The organism is Rhizobium sp. CF142 (assembly GCF_000281145.1).
Classification (GTDB): domain Bacteria; phylum Pseudomonadota; class Alphaproteobacteria; order Rhizobiales; family Rhizobiaceae; genus Rhizobium.
Window position 1 is genome coordinate 14,369 of record NZ_AJWE01000106.1, and the last position, 20,009, is coordinate 34,377.

Sequence of the window (20,009 nt, forward strand, 5' to 3'; positions counted from 1 at the left end):
CAGGCCGGGGCATGCACGGCGTTGAATGACAAACCATCATCAATCAATGATCAGAATGTATTTGCCTGGATCATTCTCTGATTACAGTATCTCTCTGTTCGCAAACGCATATTTCAATCATGACAGGGATTTGTTTCGCACCGAAAGGTGGCGGGCAGTGCGGCAGGAGTCGCGCTGTGGTGGTTGTTGCGGGTAATTGCGAACGCCAGCGCGGCCGCAAAGTGTCAAAAGGCCGGTCCGTGCCATGAGGCGAGAGATCGGCGACAACAAGGGGAACCAAAGATGAGCATCATCAAGACTAACATCACCCGACGCAGACTACTCGCCAATGTCGCGGCTGCCGGACTGGCAGCACCTTTCATCAACAGTGTGGTGCGCCCCGCCAATGCGCAGAGCAAGGGCGTGATCAACTATGCCGGCTATGGCGGCAGCTATGGCGATGCCCTGCGGGAGACCTGGTTCGAGCCCTTTGAGAAGGAAACCGGTATCAAGGTCAATCTCGGTCCCGGGGCCAGCCTCGCGCTTGCGAAGCTTCAAAACGGCGACGGCAAGACGGCCCAATGGGACATGATCGATCTCACCAATGCCGAATATATCACGGCTCTGCATCAGGACCTTCTAGCCCCGATCCCCGCCGGTTCGGTCGATGACAGCCAGCTCGTGTCCGGCTATCTGAAAAGTCACGGCTTTTCTTATGTGACCTACGTCTGGGTCATGGGCTACAACAAATCTAAGATCACAGATGCCAACGCACCACAGACCTGGTCAGAGTTCTGGGACACCAAACGCCTGCCGGGCAAGCGGGCATTGATGGCGGTGCAGACCGATGGCGACGCCCTGGAAGCGGCGCTGATGGCCGATGGTGTCGATCGCAGCAAGCTCTATCCAATCGATCTCGATCGCGCTTTCAAGAGCCTCGACAAGCTCGGCCGCGACGACATCATCTGGACGACCAGCCTGCAGGAACCGGTCCAGCGCATCGGTTCCGGTGAAACGTCGCTCGGCGGCATCTATACCGGCCGAGCGATCATCGCCAACCGGCAAGGCGCCAATATCGGCTTCAGTCTGAAGCAGGGCATTATCGGCGGCGTCACCAATGCGATCACGAAATCCTCGGCCAATACGAAGGAAGCGCTGGAACTCTACAATTTCATGGCGACCCGCGGCGATCTTGCCGCCAAGTTCACCGCCCGCACCTCCTACGGTTTTCCCCACAAGGATGTCGAAAAGCTGCTGCCGAAGGAGGCCGACGACATTCGTGCGGCGCTGCCGACCAACCCGGACCTGCTCAGCTCCGGTGTCGTCGTAAACGACGAGTGGTGGTCGACCAATCTCGCCAGCGCCGTGGCGCGCTATCAGGAATGGCAGCTGGGCTGACCCTTCGGACCAGCCTTGCGGCGAAAGCAGACTGTCGCCGCAGCCATGCGCTTGCAGGACACGATCCCGGTTACGGCCGGGATCGGGTCGAAGGTTACCACCAGCATGATCGGAACGCTAAATGCCATTTTCGAAGATTGAGCATGCGATCGCGGCCATCGGCAGGGGCGAGATGATTGTCGTCGTCGATGCCGCGGATCGCGAAAACGAAGGCGATCTGCTGGTTGCCGCCGATGCCGCTACGCCGCAGGTCATTGCCTTCATGATGAAGCACGCCCGTGGCCTTATCTGTGCGCCATTGCCGGCCGAGCGGCTGGACGCGCTCGACATTCCGTTGATGGTCGCGCGCAATACGGAATCCATGCAGACCGCCTTTACCGTGTCCGTCGATATCATCGAGGATGCGACGACGGGTATCTCTGCCGCAGACCGGGCCGCCACCGTTCGACGGCTCGTCGACCCCCGCGCCCGCCCGAGCGACTTTGCCCGGCCGGGCCATATATTTCCGCTGCGCGCCCATGCCGGCGGCGTGCTCGGTCGTCCCGGCCATACGGAATCTGCCGTCGATTTCGCCCGCCTCTCGGGCCGTGGCGAAGGTGGTGTGATCTGCGAGATCTGCAATGACGACGGCACCATGGCGCGGCTGCCGGAACTGGTGGCGTTTGCCCGCGAACACGGCCTTCATCTCGTGACAATTGCCGACCTGGTCGATTATCGAAGGGCGCTTGAGGTTGCGCCAAGCGCCAAGGCATCCACCAGGCGTCCCGTCAGTCATGCCGACGTGCGGGCCTGACCGACGGCGAAAGCCCGTCTGGCGTTCCAGGGCCGCAAAGACAGGAAGCATGCATGACCTTTGATCGCACCACGCTCGATCAGGACTACAATGTCGGGCTGGCCGTGCCCGGCTGGCAGACACTTCTCGCGCGCTGGACAGCAGACAGTGCCGTGGCGCGCCAGACGATTGTCCACGTGGCCGACCTTTCCTACGGCGCGCATCCGCGCGAAAGAATCGACTATTTCGGCAGCGCTGAGGGCGGCCCGGTCATCGCCTTTTTTCACGGCGGCTATTGGCAGGGGCGCGAGAAGTCCGAATACGCCTGTGTTGCCGCCCCCTACGTCGCGAAGGGGTATGATGTCGCGATCCTCGAGTACCCGATCGTCCCCGACGTCATGTTTGCCTTGGTGATCGAGAGCTGTCGTCGCGCGGTGGCGTGGCTGAGCGGCTATGTCGAAGAGCGGAGACAACGGCCGGCCGGCATTTTCCTGCTCGGTCATTCGGCCGGCGGCCATCTTGCCAGCATGGTCGCCGTAGCCGACTGGCAGCGCTTCGGTCTCTCGGCATCACCGGTCGCGGGCCTGTGCTCGGTGAGCGGGATCTACGAGTTGGAACCTGTCGCGTCGAGCTTCGTCAACAAGGCGCTGAAGCTTTCGCCTACCGATTGCGCAGATCTGAGCCCGGCGCGGTTTGCGCCGATCGGCGATTTCCCTTGCCTGTTCGGAGTTGGAAGCAGCGACACCCCCGCTTTCCTTTGGCAGCAGGACGAAGTGTTGCGCGGCTGGTCAGGGAAAAGCGCGGTTGAAGGCCTGGTGCTCGAAGGTGACGATCACTTCAGCATTCTCGATGCCGTCGCCTATCGAGATGGCGCCATGATGGGCAAGCTGCTGGGGCTGCTTGCCGGCATTCGGGACGGGCTCGGCTGAGCACTTTTCTTGCGAGCGGCAAAAAGGTATAGTTCAGCGCGTCAGCGTGACGATATGGGAGAGCTGCTCTTCTCGAACTCTCAGATAGGCCGCATTGTCCGCAGTTTCGAGGACGATCAGGTTTCTCGTCGCGGTGACGGCGACACCGCAGCCGCGCAACGCCTCGGCCTTCTGCGGGCTGTTGGTAAATAGCACGACGCGATCGATGCCGAGATCCTCAAGAATGCCAGCTGAAGCCGCGAAATCTCGCGCGTCTGCTGGCAGGCCGAGTGCCACATTGGCCTCCAGCGTGTCGAGGCCCTCGTCCTGCAGGCCATAGGCGGCAATCTTGTTGGCAAGGCCGATGCCGCGTCCCTCATGGCCGCGCAGATAGATCAGGCAGCCTGCGTCGCTCGCCGCAATCAGTCTCAGGGAGCCTTCCAACTGCTGCGCACAGTCGCAGCGTAGCGAACCGAACGCTTCGCCGGTCAGACATTCCGAATGAACGCGTACAAGCACGTCGCCGAAGGGCGGATTGCCCTTGATCAGCACGATATGCTCGAAGCCGGTGGCATGTTCGCGATAGGCGATCGCGGTGAATGCGCCATAGGTTGTGGGCATGCGCGACGATGCGATCCTGGCGACGCCCGGTTCAGAGGGGTGTTGCTGTGCTTTTGGATCGCTCATGTCCATCACGCGCCCTGAGAGATCAACCCATATAGAGGCCACCCGAAGCGATGATCGCCTCGCCGGTGACATAGCTTGCCGCATCAGAACAGAGGAAAGCGATGACGCTGGCGATCTCGGACGGCTTGCCGAACCGCTTGAGCGGTATTGTCTGTCGCAAGGCATCGCCGCCATCGGCGATTCGCTTCGTCACCATCGGCGTATCGATCGTCCCCGGCGAGACTGTGTTGGCGCGGATGCGCGGAGCAAGGTCGCGGGCAAGGCCGCGCGTATAGGCCAGCACGCCGCCCTTCGTCGCGCCATAATGGGCGTGGCTCAACGTGCCGCCCTGATGGGCTGCGATCGAGGCGACTGTGACGATGGCGCCACCGTCGCGCATGTGGGGGACGGCGCGGCTGACGAGATAGAAGACGCCATCGAGATTGACGGAAACCATCCGGTGCCATTGCTCGTCGTTCATCTGATCAGCCAGGACCGAGGAGTAGATGCCGGCGCAGCTCGCCAGGTAGTCGATCCCGCCAAAGGACTTTACCGTCGCGTCCACCAACGCGCGGGCGTCGTCAGGCAGGGACGCATCATAGCTGAAGGACCGGATCCGGGTGCCGGTCGGGTCGAGTTCGGCGGCCGTCGCCGCGACGGCGTCAGCGTTGATATCAGCTGCCATGACATTGGCGCCGCAGGCGAAGAAATATTCCGCAGTGGCGCGGCCAATACCGCTGCCTGCGCCGGTCACGATGACGGTCTTGTCTGAAAAGTCGAACACGGCATTCTCCAGTCTGGATGAAAGTGTCAGGACCGCAGGTGGGCGGTCGCGATCACGGATTATTGTAGCAGGTCGGCAATCGCCCTTTCCACGAAGGCGATATCGGCGGGATCGGAATTCGGGCCGCCGGCGCGATGCCCGCCGATGGATGGAAGCACCCGCAGCTCAGCCTCTGGCATCCGCTCCACTTCCCCGGCGCTGTCTTCCGGCGGGAAATAGAGATCGCTGCGACAGGGCATGACGATGGAACGGGCTTTGATGGCACCAAGGGCGCGGTCGAAATCGCCGTGGAAGACCGGATTGGCGCTGATATCGCCCTGCTGCCAGGTATCGAGCTGTGACAGCAGATTGTTGGCATCGCGTCCAGCGAAATTGGTGTCCCACTTGGCCTCGAGAAAACCTTCAATGCTGGCCTCCACCTCCTGCCGGTAACAATGTTGGCGATACCAGGCCTGACTGTAGATCCAGCCGGCATAGACGCGCCCGAAGGCGCGCAGACCGGTCATCGGCGGGCTTTTATAGTCGCCGCCATTCCAAGCGGGGTCGGCAGTCAGCGCAGCCTTCAGGCCGGCCAGAAAGACATAGTTATGGGGTGAGACGCGCGCGGCACCGGTGATCGCCAAGAGGCGCGCCACCTTGTCGGGAAAAAGACATGCCCATTGGAAGGCCTGCATGGCCCCCATCGAGCGGCCGATGGCAAGCGCGATCCTGTCGACGCCGAGCCGTTCCGTGAGAAGCCGGCGTTGCAGCAGGACATTGTCATACACCGTCACGCGGGGAAACCGGCCCTTGTCCGCCGGCGGCGCGGCGTTGCTGGGCGACGTGGACAGGCCGTTGCCGATCAGGTTTGGCACGATGATGAACCATCGTTCCGGATCAAGCGGTCGGCCGGTGCCGATAAGCCATTCGTTCTGAACGTCACGGGAGGAATACCAGGTGGGAAAAAGGATCGCGTTGCTGGCATCGGCATTCGGGCGGCCATAGGTGCGATAGGCAATCTGCGTTGCGGAAAGGACCTCACCGCTCTGGAGTTTCACATTGCCGCATTCGAAGATTTGACTGGTCATGGCTACCGGCATTGTCCTGCGGGAAGGGATCTGCATTTTCCGGATCGCAGGGAGCGGGCGTGCCGCTCCCTGCGATAAGATCAGGCCGCAACCTTCTGGTCTTGCGCGACGACCACGCCGTCGATCGTCACCGGCACGCCATCGAGCGATACCGAGCAAGCCGACATTGGAATATCGACATGGCACTGCGAGTTGTTGGTGCCACCCGCCTCGGAATTCGGGCCTGTCGAAAACAGGAAGTTGCCGTAGAAGGCGCGGGCATCCATGCCGAGCGACTGGAACTTGTCGCGCATCCCAAGCCCGCCCCATTTTGCCTTGGGCTGCAGGCCCCAGCCGACATGGGAGACTGCGAACGCATTTGGATCATTGTAGGATTCGAGATGCTGTCGGAGATATTTTGCCTCGAAACCACCCTCGATCGACTGAATGAAACCATCCTTGATCTCGAGCACGATCGGCGCGGACTGAACATAGGTCTTGAAGGGGAACATCATGTCGCCGACATCGATCACGACACGGCCCTGAGCACTGCCTTCGTTCGGCCAGGTGGAAATGAAGCCGCTCGGCCAGTGATCCCAATGGCCGGGCTCGTCGGCGAAGCCGTATTCGGGAAGTGTCGGGAACTGTCCCACACCCATGGTCAGGTCGGTGCCGGCCTTGGAGGTCACGGTCATCAGCCTGGCGGACTTGAGCTGCTTGTCGGCGGCGACCAGGCGGCGCTTGTCATTTTCCGACGGCATCATCCGGGCAAGCACCTCCGGTGGCTCGATCACCATCAGCATACGTGTCTTTGCTTCGAGGATTTCGGTCTGTTCCGGTGAGTGAAGAAGACCCATCAGGTCGATCACCATGTCGGCCTGCTTCAGCAATCCGGTTGCCAGAAGCTGTCCGGTGAGCGGTGTCGTCTGCACATTGGTGCGCTCGCCGGCGACGGGACCTTGCGGCGGCACGGGCGGCAGATCGAGACGGAAGGCCTTTGCGCCGGTTTGCAACACGGCCCGCATGGCAGCCTCGAGGTTCTGCGGATGGCTGTTTTCTCCAGTCAGGACGACGATCGTTTCGCCGGCCTTCACCCGGCAAAGATCAAGAACCTGACGCCACATCGAAATTCGAAAGTCATCGCTTACTGCCATTGCCGTCCACTCCTTGATGTTTAGACGCTGAGGAAGAGATTTCTGAATTTTCCGCAATGCGTATTCTATTACGCATATGATTGGACCCAATCTCTGTCAATACCGAAGACCCTGGCATTTTCGCCGCTACGACAGTTGACAGCATTTTTGCTTTGCGTAATCTATAACGCAATGCGGAATTAAGCGATATCTCACGGAATTCCGCGCTACACCGCATTGCCACGCCTCACCCCAGGCGTTGGTCCTGTTGAGCAAATTTGTCCTCGGAGGTTTTCATGGATAAGCAAGTCGAAGTTGAACTCGAACTCGACGCCAAGGATATGGTTGGGTTTGACGAGCCGCTGGCGGCCTTTACGTCACCCGACATCAATTCCTGCCGCCTGCCGCGCCCCGACGCGACCCATCTACCTGCGGAACTCTATACGTCCGAGGAAGTCTTCGAGAGGGAGAAAGAACTGCTTTTCTTCCGCGACTGGATCGTCATGGCGCGCGAAGACGAATTTAAGGAACCGGGTGACTACCGGACCTTCGAAATGGCGGGAGAGAAATTTATCATCGCGCGCGGCCGCGACGGCGAACTGAGGGCCTTCATCAATTCCTGCCGCCATCGCGGCACGCCGATTGCCTATGGTGAAGGCAATGTGAAGGCCTTTGTCTGTCCCTATCATGCGTGGACCTACGACCTCACCGGCAAGCTGATCAACCCGCTGCGCAGCAAACAGTTGGGCAATTTCGACACGACGACCTGCCGCCTGCCGGAACTGAAGATCGGAACCTTTGGCGGCTTCGTCTTCGTCAACTTTGATCCCAACGCGAGGAGCCTCGAGGAATTTCTCGATTCGGAAGGTTTCCGTGAGGAATTGAGCTTTTTGCGGTGCGAGGACCTGGCGACCATCGACAACTACACGTTCGACATGGATGCGAACTGGAAAGTCGTCATGGAAGTTGGCGCGGACGTCTATCACGTCGAGGTTGTTCATAAGGAAACCTTCGGCAAGGCCTCGATCGGTTTCCGGCCGACGACGTCAGACAGCGATGTCCGCCTGACGAAATACGGTGCGACGAAGAAATACAACTCGCCGACCTTTGCCCCGGGTGGCTCGGTCCTGTTCGGCCAGATCCCGTGGCTGAAGGATATGCCGGGCGGCGGCTCCACCTTCGCCATGAATTTCCACTTGCGCCCGAACATGGCCTTCTTCGCTCGCTGCGATATGATCCAGCCGTGGGTCGCCATTCCGCTCGGCGTCAACAAGACACGCTTCATCACCTGGACCTGCATCCCCAGGGAATACGTCGGTACACCGGGCTTCGACGAAAAGGTTCAGCTGATCAAGGATTTCTGCCGGAAGGTGAACGACGAAGATCGTGATCTGACACTCGCCATTCAGTCCGGCATGACGTCGCGATATTTCCCGCGCGGGCCGATCCATGAACTGGAACGCGTCATCCATCACAAGTCGCAGGGCTATCTGCATGCCATGACACATGGTGGTGACTTCGACTGATCCCCACGACGTCCGATCAAGAGGCATGATGATGGAACGATCGACATTGGCCCTATGGGTCACAAAAAGGAACGACGAAGCTCACGACATTATCTCGCTGGAGCTTGTTTCACCGGATGGTGTCCCGCTCCCCGCCTTTACGGCAGGATCTCACGTCGATCTCTACGTTGGTAATGGGCTGATCCGTCAATACTCCCTCTGCAATGACCCGGCAGAGCGCCATCGTTACGTGCTGGGTATTCTGAAGGATCCCTCCTCTCGGGGAGGGTCTTGTTTCCTACACGAACAGGTAGGGGAAGGCGCTACCATCCTCGTCGGGGCACCTCGATGCAATTTCCCGCTCGTTGAAACGGCGGGAAAAAGCATTCTCATCGCTGGAGGTATCGGCATCACGCCGATGCTCGCCATGGCCTATCGGCTGACTGCGCTCGGCAAGCGATTTTCTCTCCACTACTGTGGCCGCAGCATCGATCGTATCGCCTTCCGTGAGGTTCTGGAAAGCGGGCCGCTGGCGTCGTCGAGCCAGTTTCATCTCGACGACGGCGATACGGCACAGCGCTTTTCATTCGGTGACGATATCGGCTTGCCCGAAGAAGGATCGCACATCTATGTCTGCGGCCCTGAAGGGTTCATCAACCATGCGCTGCAACAGGCCTACACCTTCGGCTGGCCGGACGGCCAGCTTCACGTCGAATTCTTCCGCGCCGAGGCCAAAGCCGTCGACGGGGATCAGGCCATTACCGTGACTGCAGCCCGATCGGGCGTCACCGTTGAGGTCGATGCAGATCGATCGATTGCCTCGGTTCTGATGGACCATGGCGTCGATATACCTGTCGCCTGCGAGCAGGGCATCTGCGGCACATGCGTGACCTCAATTATCGACGGCGAACCGCTGCATCGCGACGATTGCCTGTCCGATGCGGAAAAGGCGTCGAACAAGGTGATGACAATCTGCTGTTCCCGCGCCAAGACAAAGCACTTGGTGCTGGATATCTGAGGCGGCGGGCGACGCCGGCCTCATGCCATCTTGCGCCCTTCGCGGATGATCCATTTGCGGAAGGCCTGGACCTTGGGCAGGTGGCGTTTGGCTTCGGGATAGACAAGATAATAGACTTGGCGGCTGCGGGCCGTGACATCGAACGGAATGATGAGGCGGCCGCTATTGAGGTGATCTTCCGCCAGGAAACGGGGAATGGCGCCGATGCCAAGGCCTGCCAGCGCCGCCTCGATCAGCATCGAGTAAAGCTCGAAACGCGGACCGCGCAACGTATTGACCTCGAGCCCTTCCACAGATGTCAGAAGATCGCTCCATGCCTCCGGCCGCGTTGTCTGTTGCAGAAGGATTGCGCGAGTAAGATCATCTATGCTTTGGAAATCGATGGACTTGGCATAGGCCGGGCTGCACATTGGAACCAGATCCTCCGCCATCAGCCTGTCGACCAGGCCGTTCGGCCAGGAGGCCTCGCCGTAATGGATGGCGACATCGACATTTTCCGTCACGTCGTCAAAGATCCGGTGGTGATAGCTGGACACCTGAAACGTGATGTCGGGGTGAAGCTTGGCGAACCCGCCGAGACGCGGAATGAGCCAGTGCGACGCAAAGGTACTAAGCGAGGAAATATGCAGCACGGCCGAGCCGCTATTGGATGCCAGGATCTCCAGCGTGGCGGCTTCCGCCATCGACAGCGACAGCTGGATCTTCTTGGCGTAGGCTCGTCCCGCTTCCGTCAGCACCACACGGCGACGAATGCGCTCGAACAGCCGGATCCCGAGAAAGCTTTCAAGATAGGCGATTTGACGGCTGATGGCACTTTGCGTCAGGCCGAGTTCCTCGCCCGCCCGGGTAAAGCTGTCATGACGTGCCGCAGCTTCGAACACAGCCAGTGCGGTTGACGAGGGAAGTATGCGCTTCATGCTCGAATCCCATCGCTTGGATGACGTTTCTTCATGAACAGACAACCATGCCGTTTGACAAATCGCAAGGCTGCAGGCGTCGCATTGGCGACAGGACATTGGCTTGGTTGGAAATCGTCCCGCAGCAGGGCGACAGACGGTATTTGTATTCCGCGCCGGCGAATGCTATCGCGCAAAACTTATGGCAGAGGAGCCGGAATTGTCGCATCCCGATGACTTTGAAGAGCAGGACGAGAAGTCTGGGCAGGACCGTCGCCAGAAGGTGCAGTCGGTCGAAGTGGGCATGCGGCTTCTGACGAAGCTTTCTCGGCTCGGCGCGACCGTCTCGTTGTCGAAAATCGCGCAGGAGACCGGCATGCCGGCCAGCAAGGCGCACCGCTACATCCGTGCTTTGATGGAGACCGGGCTGGTCTCGCAGGATGTCGACACCGGTCTCTACAGGCTCGGGCCTGAAGCGCTTGCCATCGGTTTTGCAGCGATGAGTTACATGGACATCGTCGCGCTCGCGGCCAAGTCCATGATCAGCCTGCGTGATGCGATCAATGAGACCTGCATGCTTTGCGTGCTCGGCAACCGTGGTCCCGCGGTGGTCAGGCTGGAGCCTGCGCCGCGCTCCGTTGCCATCAATGTGAGGATCGGCTCTGTCCTTCCGATCATGGTTTCGGCTGCCGGATTGGTCTATGCGGCCTTCTCGGACGAACGTCAGGTCCAGGCTCTCATGGAACAGGAACGTGAGGAAATGCTGCGTTTCGGTCGCGCCGATATGCTCAAGCAGGCTGAGCAGAGCATTCTGGACGCACGCCAGCGGGGTATCGCCATCGTGTTGAGCACGTTGACACCGGGCGTAAGTGCGCTTGGGGCGCCCGTTTTTGATCATCAGGGACATGTTGCCGGAACGATTGTCGCTCTTGGACCCGAAGCAGTCTTCGACGCCTCCCCGGATGGTGCGCTGGCGGCCGAAGTCATGCGCGCCGCCCATGACGTCAGCCGCGGACTTGGCTATGCGGGGAAAACGCCCGGCATTTCGTGATCGTCAGGGCGCCGGCAACTGTGCCAAAACCGAATGAATTGATGAACACATCGCATTTGTGATTGCGACAATCGAAAATCATAGTCGAGCGGAAGGCAGCGAATGCAGGACCATGCAGTCGCTCAAATGACCTCTCGCGCAGGAGATTATGATGCTGAAAGTCGCCGTCATTATCGGAAATCCGCAGCCGAATTCGCGAACCGGCAAGATCGCTGAAATGGTTGCCAAGACCCTTTTGGTCGGGCAACCCGTCGATATCGCCGTGATCGAACTCGCTGACTATGCTTCCGAACTATTTTCGCGGGATTCCAAACGCGCCGCGGGGTTGGCCGAACAGGTGGCCTCCTGCGATCTGGTGGTCTTTGCCTCGCCCACCTACAAGGCCTGCTTCACCGGACTGCTGAAGGCCTTTCTCGACCGGTACGACAATAATGGTCTGCGCGGCGTCACCGCGATTGCCGTGATGACCGGCGGCAACGCCGCGCATGAACTGGCGCCGACTGTCACCCTTGTTCCGCTGCTGATGGAGCTCGGCGCTATCGTTCCAGTCAAGGGCCTGTTCTTCGTCGTCGGCGAGGGTGCCGATCTTGAGGCCCTGGTCGGGTCCCAGGGGCAGGAACTGCGCCTTGCATTCGGGCGTCTGGCCAAGCTGAGCTCCGCCTTTCTGCCCGCAGCCGCCTGACATTGGGTATGCGACGGCACCACCTCTTCGCCTTCATCGGCAGCAGCCCACTCGCATTAACGCGCTCAGGTGACTGCAACAAAACAAGGAGATCGAAATGAGTGTCTCAGTTCAGGATTCGCGCGCGCTGCGTGATGCTTTCGGAACCTATGCATCGGGACTGACGGTGATAGCTGGTCTGGTGGAAGGAGCGCCGGTCGGCTTTACCTGCCAATCCTTCTGCAGCGTCTCGCTGGAACCACCACTGGTCTCGTTCTGCGTCATGAAAAGCTCCTCCAGCTGGCCGAAGCTGCGACCTGCCGGCGCCTTCACGATCAACATCCTGTCCGCCGGGCAGATGGAGACCTGCAGGAATTTCGGACGCTCCGGCGTCGATCGATGGGCGGGCGTGGAATGGGGAGCAAGCAAGCAGGGGCACCCGGTCATGCAGGATGCATTGCTTTGCCTCGATTGCAGCACTTATGCAGAGCACGAGGCCGGCGATCACTGGCTCGTCCTGGCAAGAGTCGAGGACGTAATCCACCCTCGCCAGGATGCAGATCGCGCGCCCCTGCTGTTCTACAGGGGCAATTATCATTTCCTGAATTCGGCTGTGGCCTGAAGCACATCGCCAAAACAAGGCCTGATCGCCGCCACCCGATAACAGGTGGACCCTCTGATGGTGATACAAAATCATGAGTATACGGAATGAACGGATGAGGGATTTGCGTTTGTGGCAAGCGCCCACGCTCCAGCATACTGCCCTGCGACACGCCGTTCCAACAGTCAAATAAGGAGACAGAACCGGCCATCGAGCCGGATGCAGGCCGCCGTTCCTTGCTAATGCGCAGATCAAGACATCAGCATCGCAACCAAAAAAAGGGGAATTGAACGATGACCACCCGAAACAGCAGTCCGATCCTCACATCCGCATTGACGCGTCGCTCCTTCGCCAAGACCTTGGCTGCAGGCGTCCTAGCCACGCCATTCGTCAATCGCTATGTCAGTTCTGCGCAGGCGCAGGCGCAGGGCACGGGCGTCGTCAATTTCGCCAATTACGGCGGCAGCTATGGCGATGCGATGAGAGAGATCTGGTTCGATCCGTTTGAGAAAGAGACCGGCATCAAGGTCAACTCGGGTGTCGGCGCAAGCCTGGCATTGGCCAAGCTGCAGCTGCAAAACCCCTCCGGCGCAGAATGGGATATCGTCGACCTGACCAATGCCGGCTATATCAATGCTGTCAAGCAGGGCATTCTTCTTCCGCTTGACAAGAACCTGGTCGACACGAGCCAACTCATCCCCGAATATGTCGGCACCCACGGCTTCTGTTACGTCACTTTCGTGCTGGCGATGGGATGGAACAAGGCCACCGTAAAGGAAAGTCCGTCCTCCTGGGCAGAGCTATGGGACAAGTCGAAATATAAGGGCAAGCGCTCGCTTGGTGTTGTCAATACGGCCGGCGATGCGATAGAGGTGGCATTGCTGGCGGATGGCGTTGCCACGTCGGCAATGTATCCGATCGACGTCGATCGCGCCTTTGCAAGCCTCGACAAGCTCGGCCGGGACAACATCGTCTGGAACCAGACCCTGCAGGAGCCTGTCCAGCGTATCGGCTCGAATGAGACGCCGGTCGGGGCCATCTATACGGGCCGCGCCATCATGGCAAACCGTGGCGGTGCCAATATCGGCTTCAGCGTCAAGCAGGGCATCGTCGGCGGGGATTCACTTGGTGTCATCAGCAACTCGAAGAACAAGAAGGAAGCCTTCACGCTCCTCAACTTCATGGCCACGCGTGGCGATCTTGCAGCGAAATTCGCTGCAAAGACCTCCTACGGCATGCCCCACATGCAGATTGAGTCGCTTCTGCCCAAGGACGCCGACGACGTTCGCGTTGCCCTGCCGACCAATCCCGATCTGCTCAAGAGTGGCCTGATCGTCAATGACACTTGGTGGGCCGATAATCTGGCTGCCATCGTCAATCGCTACCAGGAATGGCAGCTCGGCTGATCGCCTGATCCAGCTCCGTGTGGCCTTCCGCACCGTGCCGCGATGGCGGAAGAACGCTCCCGCCATCGCCGGACGTATCGCCCGGGTCGCCAGACGATACCCGACCGCTGCATCCTCCCCCGACAACCGATTGGTGAGTTACGGATTTGAATTCGTTTTCAAGACAGCACATGGGGCAAGTTCTTGCGCATCCGCCATGCACGGCTTTGCGGTCTCTTACAGCATTCTGCCCGACTTCGTCCGGACACGATGGCGAGGCGCAATGCGCCGCCGATCCTGGACATCGTGCCGCCGCCTTTCTAGCGGCAGGGCGAATGGATGAAGCGGCCCTCTTGCTCGGCTATCGCTTTTCCGTACGACATACAGTTATCGCCGGTCGTCAGCTTGGCCGGGAATTAGGCTTTCCGACAGCCAACATGAAGCTCTGCGCAAGGACGCCGTTGCGCAACGGCGTCTATGCGGTCCGGTTGCGTCGCGCCGACGGCCGGATCTACGACGGTGTGGCAAGCCTTGGCTTACGGCCGACCATTGAGGATGACGGCATCCAGTTGCTGGAGACCCATATTTTTGATTTTTCCGCCGACCTTTACGGCGAGGCCTGCACAGTCTCATTTTTCGACTTCATCCGTGACGAACAGAAATTTGATGGTTTGGATGCTCTGGTCTTGGCAATCAGTCGAGATCAGGACCATGCCCGCTCTCGTCTGCGATCGGTAGAACCCGTCAGCAACCTTGATGCGGCAATGAATTTCTAGACGGCCCGTCCCATGGCGCCGATTGTGTGCCGGGTGAGTGTGATGGCGATGCGGCGACCGACAGGCTCGCCGCATGGATGCCGCGGCTTAAGATTTCGTCAACTGCATCGAGCCCGTGATGGCTGGCGGTGAACACACGCAAGATCGATTGGAAGGAATGACCATGCGCCAAATGCGGCTTGTTATGTACAAGATGGCCGGACCCGCAGGCCATCTGTGGCAGCACCCAGGCGAGCAAAACAGATTTCTCGATCCGGATCACTGGGACACGGTCGCCCGGCTTCTGGAGGGCGCCAAGTTCGACGCCATCTTTCTCGCTGACAGTCAGGTTTTTTATGACGATGACACGATCCGGGGCGGGGGTGAGCTCTATCTTCTCGATCCAGTGCCGCTCGCCATGAGCATTGCACGGGCGACGAAGCGGCTCGGAATCGGCGTAACGGTCTCGACAAGTTTCGTCGAACCCTATGGCGTTGCCCGACAGCTCGGAACGATCGATCTCTTGAGTGGCGGGCGGATCGCCTGGAATGTCGTCACATCGACCATCGACAAGGCGGCCAAGTGTTACGGCATGGAAAAGCTCCTGGGACGCGAGGAACGATATGACCGCGCCGAGGAAGTCCTGGAAGCTGCCGCGCAGCTGTGGGATAGTTTCGGCCGCGACGCGCTGATCGTCGACAAGAAGAACGGGGTCTATATCGATCCTACCAAGCTGCGAGAATTCGACTTCATCGGCCAACACGTCAAGACGCGCGGACCATTGACGACGCCGCCAAGCGCCCAGGGTCGGCCGGTGATCATCCAGGCAGGTGCCTCAGAGCGCGGCCGTGATTTTGCCGGTCGTTGGGCCGAAATGATCTTTGCCTCCGGCACGGACTTGTCGTCGCTGCAGGAATTCTACGCCGATGTCAAACGGCGGGCCGCATCCTATGGGCGCCCTGCAAACGACTGTGCTGTCCTGTCCGGCTTGCGGGTGACGGTAGGCGAGACCGAGGCAATTGCCAGGGAAAAGCATCGCTACTGTCAAGATCTCATGAGCGACGACGTGGCGATCGGCATTACCTCCAAACATATCGGGATCGATCTCTCGACGTTCGACAAGCATTGCCCTATGCCGGAATTCGATAGCGAGGTCGGTTCCCGCGGAATCTATCAGACCCTGTTGAAGCTCGGCCGGGAAGAGGGTCTCACCCTCGTAGAGGTGGCTCGCCGCTATGCCGGATTTGGTTCGGGTTCGGGTGCGACCGGTTCGCCCCATCAGGTTGCCGACCATATGCAGAACATCTTCGAGAGTTACGGCTCGGACGGTTTCATGTTGAATTTCGGTGGCGGACCGGGGGGCGTCGACGATTTTTGCAGGCTGGTCGTGCCGATTCTACAGGAGCGCGGACTGTTCAGAACCGAGTACCCCGGCACAACGTTGCGGGAGACGCTTGGATTGCGGCCCTGGCCGATCTATCCGCCGAAGAGGCCGGACACCGTAACCGGCGCTTCCGAGAAGGCGCTGGCCAAGGCATAGTCGGGCCGGCGCGCTTGGTCGGGGAAATGCGCTGCGATCCTTCAGATCGATTCCACATCTTTCGTATAGTGTTCTAAAGGACGCCAGGGTCCTGATCGGACGCTCAGGGCCTACGCTTTCACACCTTTGTGCTAAGGCCCATGTTCTCCCGCAACGTCTTGCCGCCATACTCCTTGCGGAACAGCCCTCGGCGCTGCAGTTCCGGGATGACCAGCCTGACGAAGTTTTCAAGACTGTGCGGCACGACGGGAGGCATGATCATGAAACCATCACAAGCGCCCATCGCCGTCCATTCCTCCATCATGTCGGCCACATCCTTGGCCGTTCCCGATATGACGGTGGTGCTCGTTCCCACGCCGTAGCGCCGACCCAACTCGCGCAGCGAAATCCCGCTCCGGCGCGTCAACTCGGCCACCTCGCGATAATCGCCTTGGGCACCTGGCACGTCCATCGCCGGGAGCACTTCGTGCTGCGGGAATTGCGACAGGTCGATATCGATATGATAGGAAAGGGTCGACAGCCCGGCATCCGGCTCGACAAGGCTTTCGAGAAGCGCACGGCTTTCCTCGGCCATCGCGCGGGTTTCAGCGATGATCGGGACGATGCCCGGCAGGACGCGTATGTCGTCCGGATTGCGGCCGGCGCGCGCAGCTCTTTCCCGCAGATCGCTGCGATAGGCAGCTGCCGCCTCCGGTGCCGAGTGCTTGACGAACACGACGTCAGCCCATTTTGCCGCGAAATCTTTGCCGAGATCGGAGGCACCGGCCTGTAGCAGCACGGGGCGCCCTTGCGGTGTGCGGCTGACATTCAGCGGGCCACGGACGTCGAACCATTGGCCTTTGTGATCAATCTGATGAACCTTGCTCGGATCGGCAAAAAGCGGTGCAGCGGCGTCTTGGACCAGTGCGCCGCTTTCCCACGAGTTCCAGAGCTTGGTGACGACTTCGAGGAATTCGTCGCCACGTTCATAGCGTAGGCTACGATCCACCAACTTGCTCTGGCTGAAGTTTTTCGCCTCCGCTTCCTGAAACGAGGTCACGATATTCCAGGCGGCACGACCGCCACTCATGTGATCCAGTGTCGCAACCGCCCTCGCCAGACTGTAAGGCTCCGCATAGCTCGTCGAAATGGTTGCCGCCAATCCAACGTGTTTCGTCGAGCCGGCAAGCGCTGCGAGAACGATCATCGGATCGAGGCGTAAGGCACCAAGACCGCCATATCGGAGCTGACTGTCCATGGTCCCGGCGAGGCGGTCGGGAACTGAAAGGATATCGGCGAAGAAAATCATGTCGAATCGCCCCTCTTCCAGCAAGGATCCCAATCGCTGGTAATGGGCAAGTGAGGTAAAGTCCGTCTCGGCCCCCGGATAACGCCATCCTGCGTGACTTCCCGATGTTGGACCTGCCGACACAAATGCTGCTAGATGCATTCCTCAACCCTCTTTCAGTCTTTGAACGTCGATCGTCTTTCTTGTGTTCGCGATCAATCAAACGGCCACAATCGCTGGCGGTTCAAAGAGGATCACGATGGCGTGTCTGCACTCACCGGCACGGCATTCCGCTATGCTCGAAATAACAATGGCGCAGTTTTCCGCATTATAGAACGACCTGGATGATCATGGATTGATTACCATTTGGAATGTTCAGTTTGCAGGACGTCTCCGACCGGCCTCGTCGCTGAAAGCTACCGGCACTCGGCGTACTCGGACTGCGGCATCATCGCTTCGGTCAATCCAGCCAAGAGATCGAAGAGGAACGGCAGAGAAGCCAGCAGGGTTTTGAAGCTGCCCACCAATCGGTTCTCCGTTCGAACAGGTAAGGATGAGCCGAAGAAGAGAGCGGTCGTCAGGCCCTCCGTCACCGCCCGATCTGCCGCGACAGCTCATGGCGATAACGTCCGTCGTCGGTCGTCCGGTGCGTCCAGGACATGCTGACCGTCCTCCAGCACGAGGATGGTATCCGCGGGGCGCGCGGCAAAGAAGTGGTGAGTGACTAAAATTACCAATCTCTCATTCCCTAGGTCAAAAGTCTTCGTTGAAGGTAAAGCGCCGCCTCGGCATCAAGTGCGCAAGTGGGTTCATCGAAAATGGCAATTTCGGCGGGCTCGGCTAACCCCGCTCAGGTTGCAGCACCACCCTCGGCTTTTGGGTGCGGCGCCAACAGAGATATTCGGCCTCGCGATGACGCCCTTACATCGGACGATCTTGCTGTCTGTGATCGTGTCTGGCAGCGATCAAGGGCGAATTGAACCTTGATGAAGGCAGCGAGGAACTGAGCTGATCCCCATCCATCATCATCGAACTGTATCGACTGGGTGTTTACTACGAACAGCAGCTCATGGCGCTCGTCTACGCGGCTCGTGGCAAATTTGATGCGCTCTAGGAACGTGCTTTGTGTTTTGCCCTGTTGCTGGCATTGGAAACTCATAGGTAGCGACATAGGCTATCTGTCTATTCGCGATATGGACGGGCATGACTGCCAATCCCGTTGCGGTTATGCTGCCAAGCCACATCCTGTCTTCACCCAAATCAACGACTCCGCAAATGGTCGGGTCCCTAAATTTCGTCGCGCCATCGCACGGCATGCGGGGCGACTGGTCAAGACAATGGGAGACGGGGTCCTCGCAGAGTTTAGAAGCGTGGTCGATGCCACACGCTGCGCGATTGAGTGGCAGGTCACCAAGGCGCAGAAGGCTGCTGAGGGCGATTCCAGCCCGCTCGTCTTCAGGATCGGCATCAATCTTGGCGATATTATATCAGAACCACCCGACATTCACGGGGATGGCGTCAACCTCGCAGACAGGGTGCAGGCCTTGGCTCGGCCCGGCGGCATCGCTCTGTCTGGATCTGCTTATGAGCAGGTCCACTCCAAGGTTGCGGCCAATTTCACGTTCATCGGTGCAAAGAAAGTCAAAAGCATTCCCGATCCGATACGGGTCTACCAAATCAATCTGGGTGCTGACGGTCGGCGACGAAGCCTGTCCTGGGCGAGGACAGCGATCGTGGTTTTTGCGGCGGCCAGCGTCATGCTTTTGCTGGTGGGCTCGCTCGCATGGTATGGGCAAATGGCGCCGCGCGCGCTTTTGAAACAGGGGGACGCCTCACTCGTCATCCTTCCGTTCGACAATCTCAGCGACGATGGCGGACAGGGACACCTTGCTGACGGCATAACCGAAGATCTGACGACGGAGCTCGCGCGCGTTCAAGGCCTGTTCGTCATCTCCCGCAGCGCCGCCTTCGGCTACCGGTCGGCGGCACCGCAAAAAGCGGCCCATGACCTCGGTGTGCGGTATGTTCTCGAGGGAAGTGTTCGGCGCGCTGGAGATGAGCTGCGGGTCACCGCCCAGCTTGTCGATGCCGAATCGAACGGCCACGTCTGGGCGAACCGGTACGATGGTGCCTGGGCGGACGTGTTTGCCGTCCAGGACAAGATCGTCGTCGAAATCACGAAAAGCCTTGAACTCAAGCTCGCCGCGATCAAGCGCGGTGCGTTAATGGCCGGGGGGACACGAGATCCGCTCGCCTATGAAGCCTATCTTCAAGGCCGCGCTCTCTTGAGAAGCGACCGGCCGGACGACTGGCGCGCAGCCTTAGCCGCTTATCAAAGAGCGTTGAGCCTCGACGATCAGTTTGGAGCGGCTGCGGCAGAAATCGCATGGCTTTATCATGACGCCACGGGCACGCGTCTTTCCGCTTTGGGGACGACGGGCGGTCTGGCACGAGAAGAAGAAGACGCCTATGCCAGGATTGCGGAGCGCAACCCATCTGCTGCGTATTATCAACTGCTCAGCGATCAGTTGGTCGGGGCGCAGAAATTGGACGATGCGATCAAGGCGGCTCAGATCGCGATCGATCTCGATCCAAGCGACCCGTTGAGTATGCATGCCATGGCATACGCGTTGATCTTGAACGG

General features: G+C 59.5%; 17 protein-coding genes and 1 pseudogene. 12 read left to right on the plus strand and 6 right to left on the minus strand.

Going from position 1 to position 20,009, the window contains the following annotated elements:
* Window positions 1-282 precede the first annotated feature (282 nt).
* From PMI11_RS24845 to PMI11_RS24855, 3 genes are all read left to right on the plus strand, one after another.
* A complete protein-coding gene (locus PMI11_RS24845) occupies window positions 283-1,377 on the plus strand; it encodes an extracellular solute-binding protein (RefSeq protein ID WP_007822690.1) in 1,095 nt (364 codons plus the stop codon).
* Between the two features lie 121 nt (window positions 1,378-1,498).
* Window positions 1,499-2,170 carry a 3,4-dihydroxy-2-butanone-4-phosphate synthase gene (gene ribB / locus PMI11_RS24850; RefSeq protein ID WP_007822693.1) on the plus strand — a complete coding sequence of 224 codons (672 nt, stop codon included), beginning with the start codon at window positions 1,499-1,501 and terminating at the stop codon, window positions 2,168-2,170.
* Window positions 2,171-2,223: 53 nt separating this feature from the next.
* The gene (locus tag PMI11_RS24855) at window positions 2,224-3,078 is read left to right on the plus strand and encodes an alpha/beta hydrolase (protein ID WP_007822695.1); all 855 of its coding nucleotides are present in this window, start codon (window positions 2,224-2,226) and stop codon (window positions 3,076-3,078) included.
* A gap of 33 nt (window positions 3,079-3,111) precedes the next feature.
* On the opposite strand, the gene PMI11_RS24860 is transcribed toward PMI11_RS24855, so the two are convergent.
* From PMI11_RS24860 to PMI11_RS24875, 4 genes are all read right to left on the minus strand, one after another.
* Window positions 3,112-3,744, minus strand: a complete 633-nt coding sequence (locus tag PMI11_RS24860) for a GTP cyclohydrolase II (protein WP_157179690.1) — start codon at window positions 3,742-3,744, stop codon at window positions 3,112-3,114.
* A 22-nt stretch (window positions 3,745-3,766) separates the two neighbouring features.
* Window positions 3,767-4,507, minus strand: a complete 741-nt coding sequence (locus tag PMI11_RS24865) for an SDR family NAD(P)-dependent oxidoreductase (protein ID WP_007822698.1) — start codon at window positions 4,505-4,507, stop codon at window positions 3,767-3,769.
* A 59-nt stretch (window positions 4,508-4,566) separates the two neighbouring features.
* Window positions 4,567-5,574 carry an alpha/beta fold hydrolase gene (locus PMI11_RS24870; RefSeq protein WP_007822699.1) on the minus strand — a complete coding sequence of 336 codons (1,008 nt, stop codon included), beginning with the start codon at window positions 5,572-5,574 and terminating at the stop codon, window positions 4,567-4,569.
* 80 nt (window positions 5,575-5,654) lie between these two features.
* Window positions 5,655-6,707 (minus strand): hypothetical protein, encoded by a 1,053-nt coding sequence (locus tag PMI11_RS24875; protein WP_007822700.1) that lies wholly within the window; start codon window positions 6,705-6,707, stop codon window positions 5,655-5,657.
* A gap of 275 nt (window positions 6,708-6,982) precedes the next feature.
* On the opposite strand from PMI11_RS24875, the gene PMI11_RS24880 reads away from it, so the two are divergent.
* Entirely contained in the window at window positions 6,983-8,212 is a 1,230-nt protein-coding gene (locus PMI11_RS24880) for an aromatic ring-hydroxylating oxygenase subunit alpha (RefSeq protein ID WP_007822701.1), read from the plus strand.
* Window positions 8,213-8,237: 25 nt separating this feature from the next.
* The gene (locus tag PMI11_RS24885) at window positions 8,238-9,209 is read left to right on the plus strand and encodes a PDR/VanB family oxidoreductase (protein WP_202803163.1); all 972 of its coding nucleotides are present in this window, start codon (window positions 8,238-8,240) and stop codon (window positions 9,207-9,209) included.
* A 20-nt stretch (window positions 9,210-9,229) separates the two neighbouring features.
* On the opposite strand, the gene gcvA is transcribed toward PMI11_RS24885, so the two are convergent.
* Window positions 9,230-10,126, minus strand: a complete 897-nt coding sequence (gene gcvA / locus PMI11_RS24890) for a transcriptional regulator GcvA (protein ID WP_007822703.1) — start codon at window positions 10,124-10,126, stop codon at window positions 9,230-9,232.
* Window positions 10,127-10,325: 199 nt separating this feature from the next.
* Between gcvA and PMI11_RS24895 the strand changes: the two genes are divergently transcribed.
* The 6 genes and pseudogenes from PMI11_RS24895 to PMI11_RS24920 all read left to right on the plus strand — a co-directional run bounded on the left by PMI11_RS24895 (window position 10,326) and on the right by PMI11_RS24920 (window position 16,098).
* A complete protein-coding gene (locus tag PMI11_RS24895) occupies window positions 10,326-11,156 on the plus strand; it encodes an IclR family transcriptional regulator (RefSeq protein WP_007822705.1) in 831 nt (276 codons plus the stop codon).
* A 148-nt stretch (window positions 11,157-11,304) separates the two neighbouring features.
* Window positions 11,305-11,838 (plus strand): NAD(P)H-dependent oxidoreductase, encoded by a 534-nt coding sequence (locus tag PMI11_RS24900; protein WP_051034642.1) that lies wholly within the window; start codon window positions 11,305-11,307, stop codon window positions 11,836-11,838.
* A 97-nt stretch (window positions 11,839-11,935) separates the two neighbouring features.
* On the plus strand, window positions 11,936-12,439 hold the full coding sequence (locus PMI11_RS24905) for a flavin reductase family protein (RefSeq protein WP_007822711.1): 504 nt from the start codon (window positions 11,936-11,938) through the stop codon (window positions 12,437-12,439).
* 272 nt (window positions 12,440-12,711) lie between these two features.
* Window positions 12,712-13,824 carry an extracellular solute-binding protein gene (locus tag PMI11_RS24910; RefSeq protein WP_007822713.1) on the plus strand — a complete coding sequence of 371 codons (1,113 nt, stop codon included), beginning with the start codon at window positions 12,712-12,714 and terminating at the stop codon, window positions 13,822-13,824.
* Window positions 13,825-14,147: 323 nt separating this feature from the next.
* A pseudogene (locus PMI11_RS24915) lies at window positions 14,148-14,579 on the plus strand (riboflavin kinase); the annotation flags it as partial.
* Window positions 14,580-14,736: 157 nt separating this feature from the next.
* On the plus strand, window positions 14,737-16,098 hold the full coding sequence (locus PMI11_RS24920; protein ID WP_157179691.1) for an LLM class flavin-dependent oxidoreductase: 1,362 nt from the start codon (window positions 14,737-14,739) through the stop codon (window positions 16,096-16,098).
* 118 nt (window positions 16,099-16,216) lie between these two features.
* Here the strand turns inward: PMI11_RS24920 and PMI11_RS24925 are convergent, their stop codons facing one another.
* Window positions 16,217-17,527: an LLM class flavin-dependent oxidoreductase gene (locus PMI11_RS24925; RefSeq protein ID WP_007822720.1), complete on the minus strand. Its 1,311-nt coding sequence runs from the start codon at window positions 17,525-17,527 to the stop codon at window positions 16,217-16,219.
* 1,175 nt (window positions 17,528-18,702) lie between these two features.
* Between PMI11_RS24925 and PMI11_RS24930 the strand changes: the two genes are divergently transcribed.
* Window positions 18,703-20,009: adenylate/guanylate cyclase domain-containing protein (locus PMI11_RS24930; RefSeq protein WP_280110106.1), on the plus strand; the 1,307-nt coding region annotated here is incomplete at its 3' end.

What these genes read in the sequence shown, in the direction of transcription:
- gcvA (WP_007822703.1), bottom strand. Translation starts at nt 10,126, where the DNA reads ATGAAGCGCATACTTCCCTCGTCAACCGCACTGGCTGTGTTCGAAGCT.
- PMI11_RS24925 (WP_007822720.1), bottom strand. Translation starts at nt 17,527, where the DNA reads ATGCATCTAGCAGCATTTGTGTCGGCAGGTCCAACATCGGGAAGTCAC.
- PMI11_RS24880 (WP_007822701.1), top strand. Translation starts at nt 6,983, where the DNA reads ATGGATAAGCAAGTCGAAGTTGAACTCGAACTCGACGCCAAGGATATG.
- PMI11_RS24905 (WP_007822711.1), top strand. Translation starts at nt 11,936, where the DNA reads ATGAGTGTCTCAGTTCAGGATTCGCGCGCGCTGCGTGATGCTTTCGGA.
- ribB (WP_007822693.1), top strand. Translation starts at nt 1,499, where the DNA reads ATGCCATTTTCGAAGATTGAGCATGCGATCGCGGCCATCGGCAGGGGC.
- PMI11_RS24860 (WP_157179690.1), bottom strand. Translation starts at nt 3,744, where the DNA reads ATGAGCGATCCAAAAGCACAGCAACACCCCTCTGAACCGGGCGTCGCC.
- PMI11_RS24920 (WP_157179691.1), top strand. Translation starts at nt 14,737, where the DNA reads ATGACCATGCGCCAAATGCGGCTTGTTATGTACAAGATGGCCGGACCC.
- PMI11_RS24845 (WP_007822690.1), top strand. Translation starts at nt 283, where the DNA reads ATGAGCATCATCAAGACTAACATCACCCGACGCAGACTACTCGCCAAT.
- PMI11_RS24910 (WP_007822713.1), top strand. Translation starts at nt 12,712, where the DNA reads ATGACCACCCGAAACAGCAGTCCGATCCTCACATCCGCATTGACGCGT.
- PMI11_RS24870 (WP_007822699.1), bottom strand. Translation starts at nt 5,574, where the DNA reads ATGACCAGTCAAATCTTCGAATGCGGCAATGTGAAACTCCAGAGCGGT.
- PMI11_RS24900 (WP_051034642.1), top strand. Translation starts at nt 11,305, where the DNA reads ATGATGCTGAAAGTCGCCGTCATTATCGGAAATCCGCAGCCGAATTCG.
- PMI11_RS24855 (WP_007822695.1), top strand. Translation starts at nt 2,224, where the DNA reads ATGACCTTTGATCGCACCACGCTCGATCAGGACTACAATGTCGGGCTG.
- PMI11_RS24885 (WP_202803163.1), top strand. Translation starts at nt 8,238, where the DNA reads ATGATGATGGAACGATCGACATTGGCCCTATGGGTCACAAAAAGGAAC.
- PMI11_RS24875 (WP_007822700.1), bottom strand. Translation starts at nt 6,707, where the DNA reads ATGGCAGTAAGCGATGACTTTCGAATTTCGATGTGGCGTCAGGTTCTT.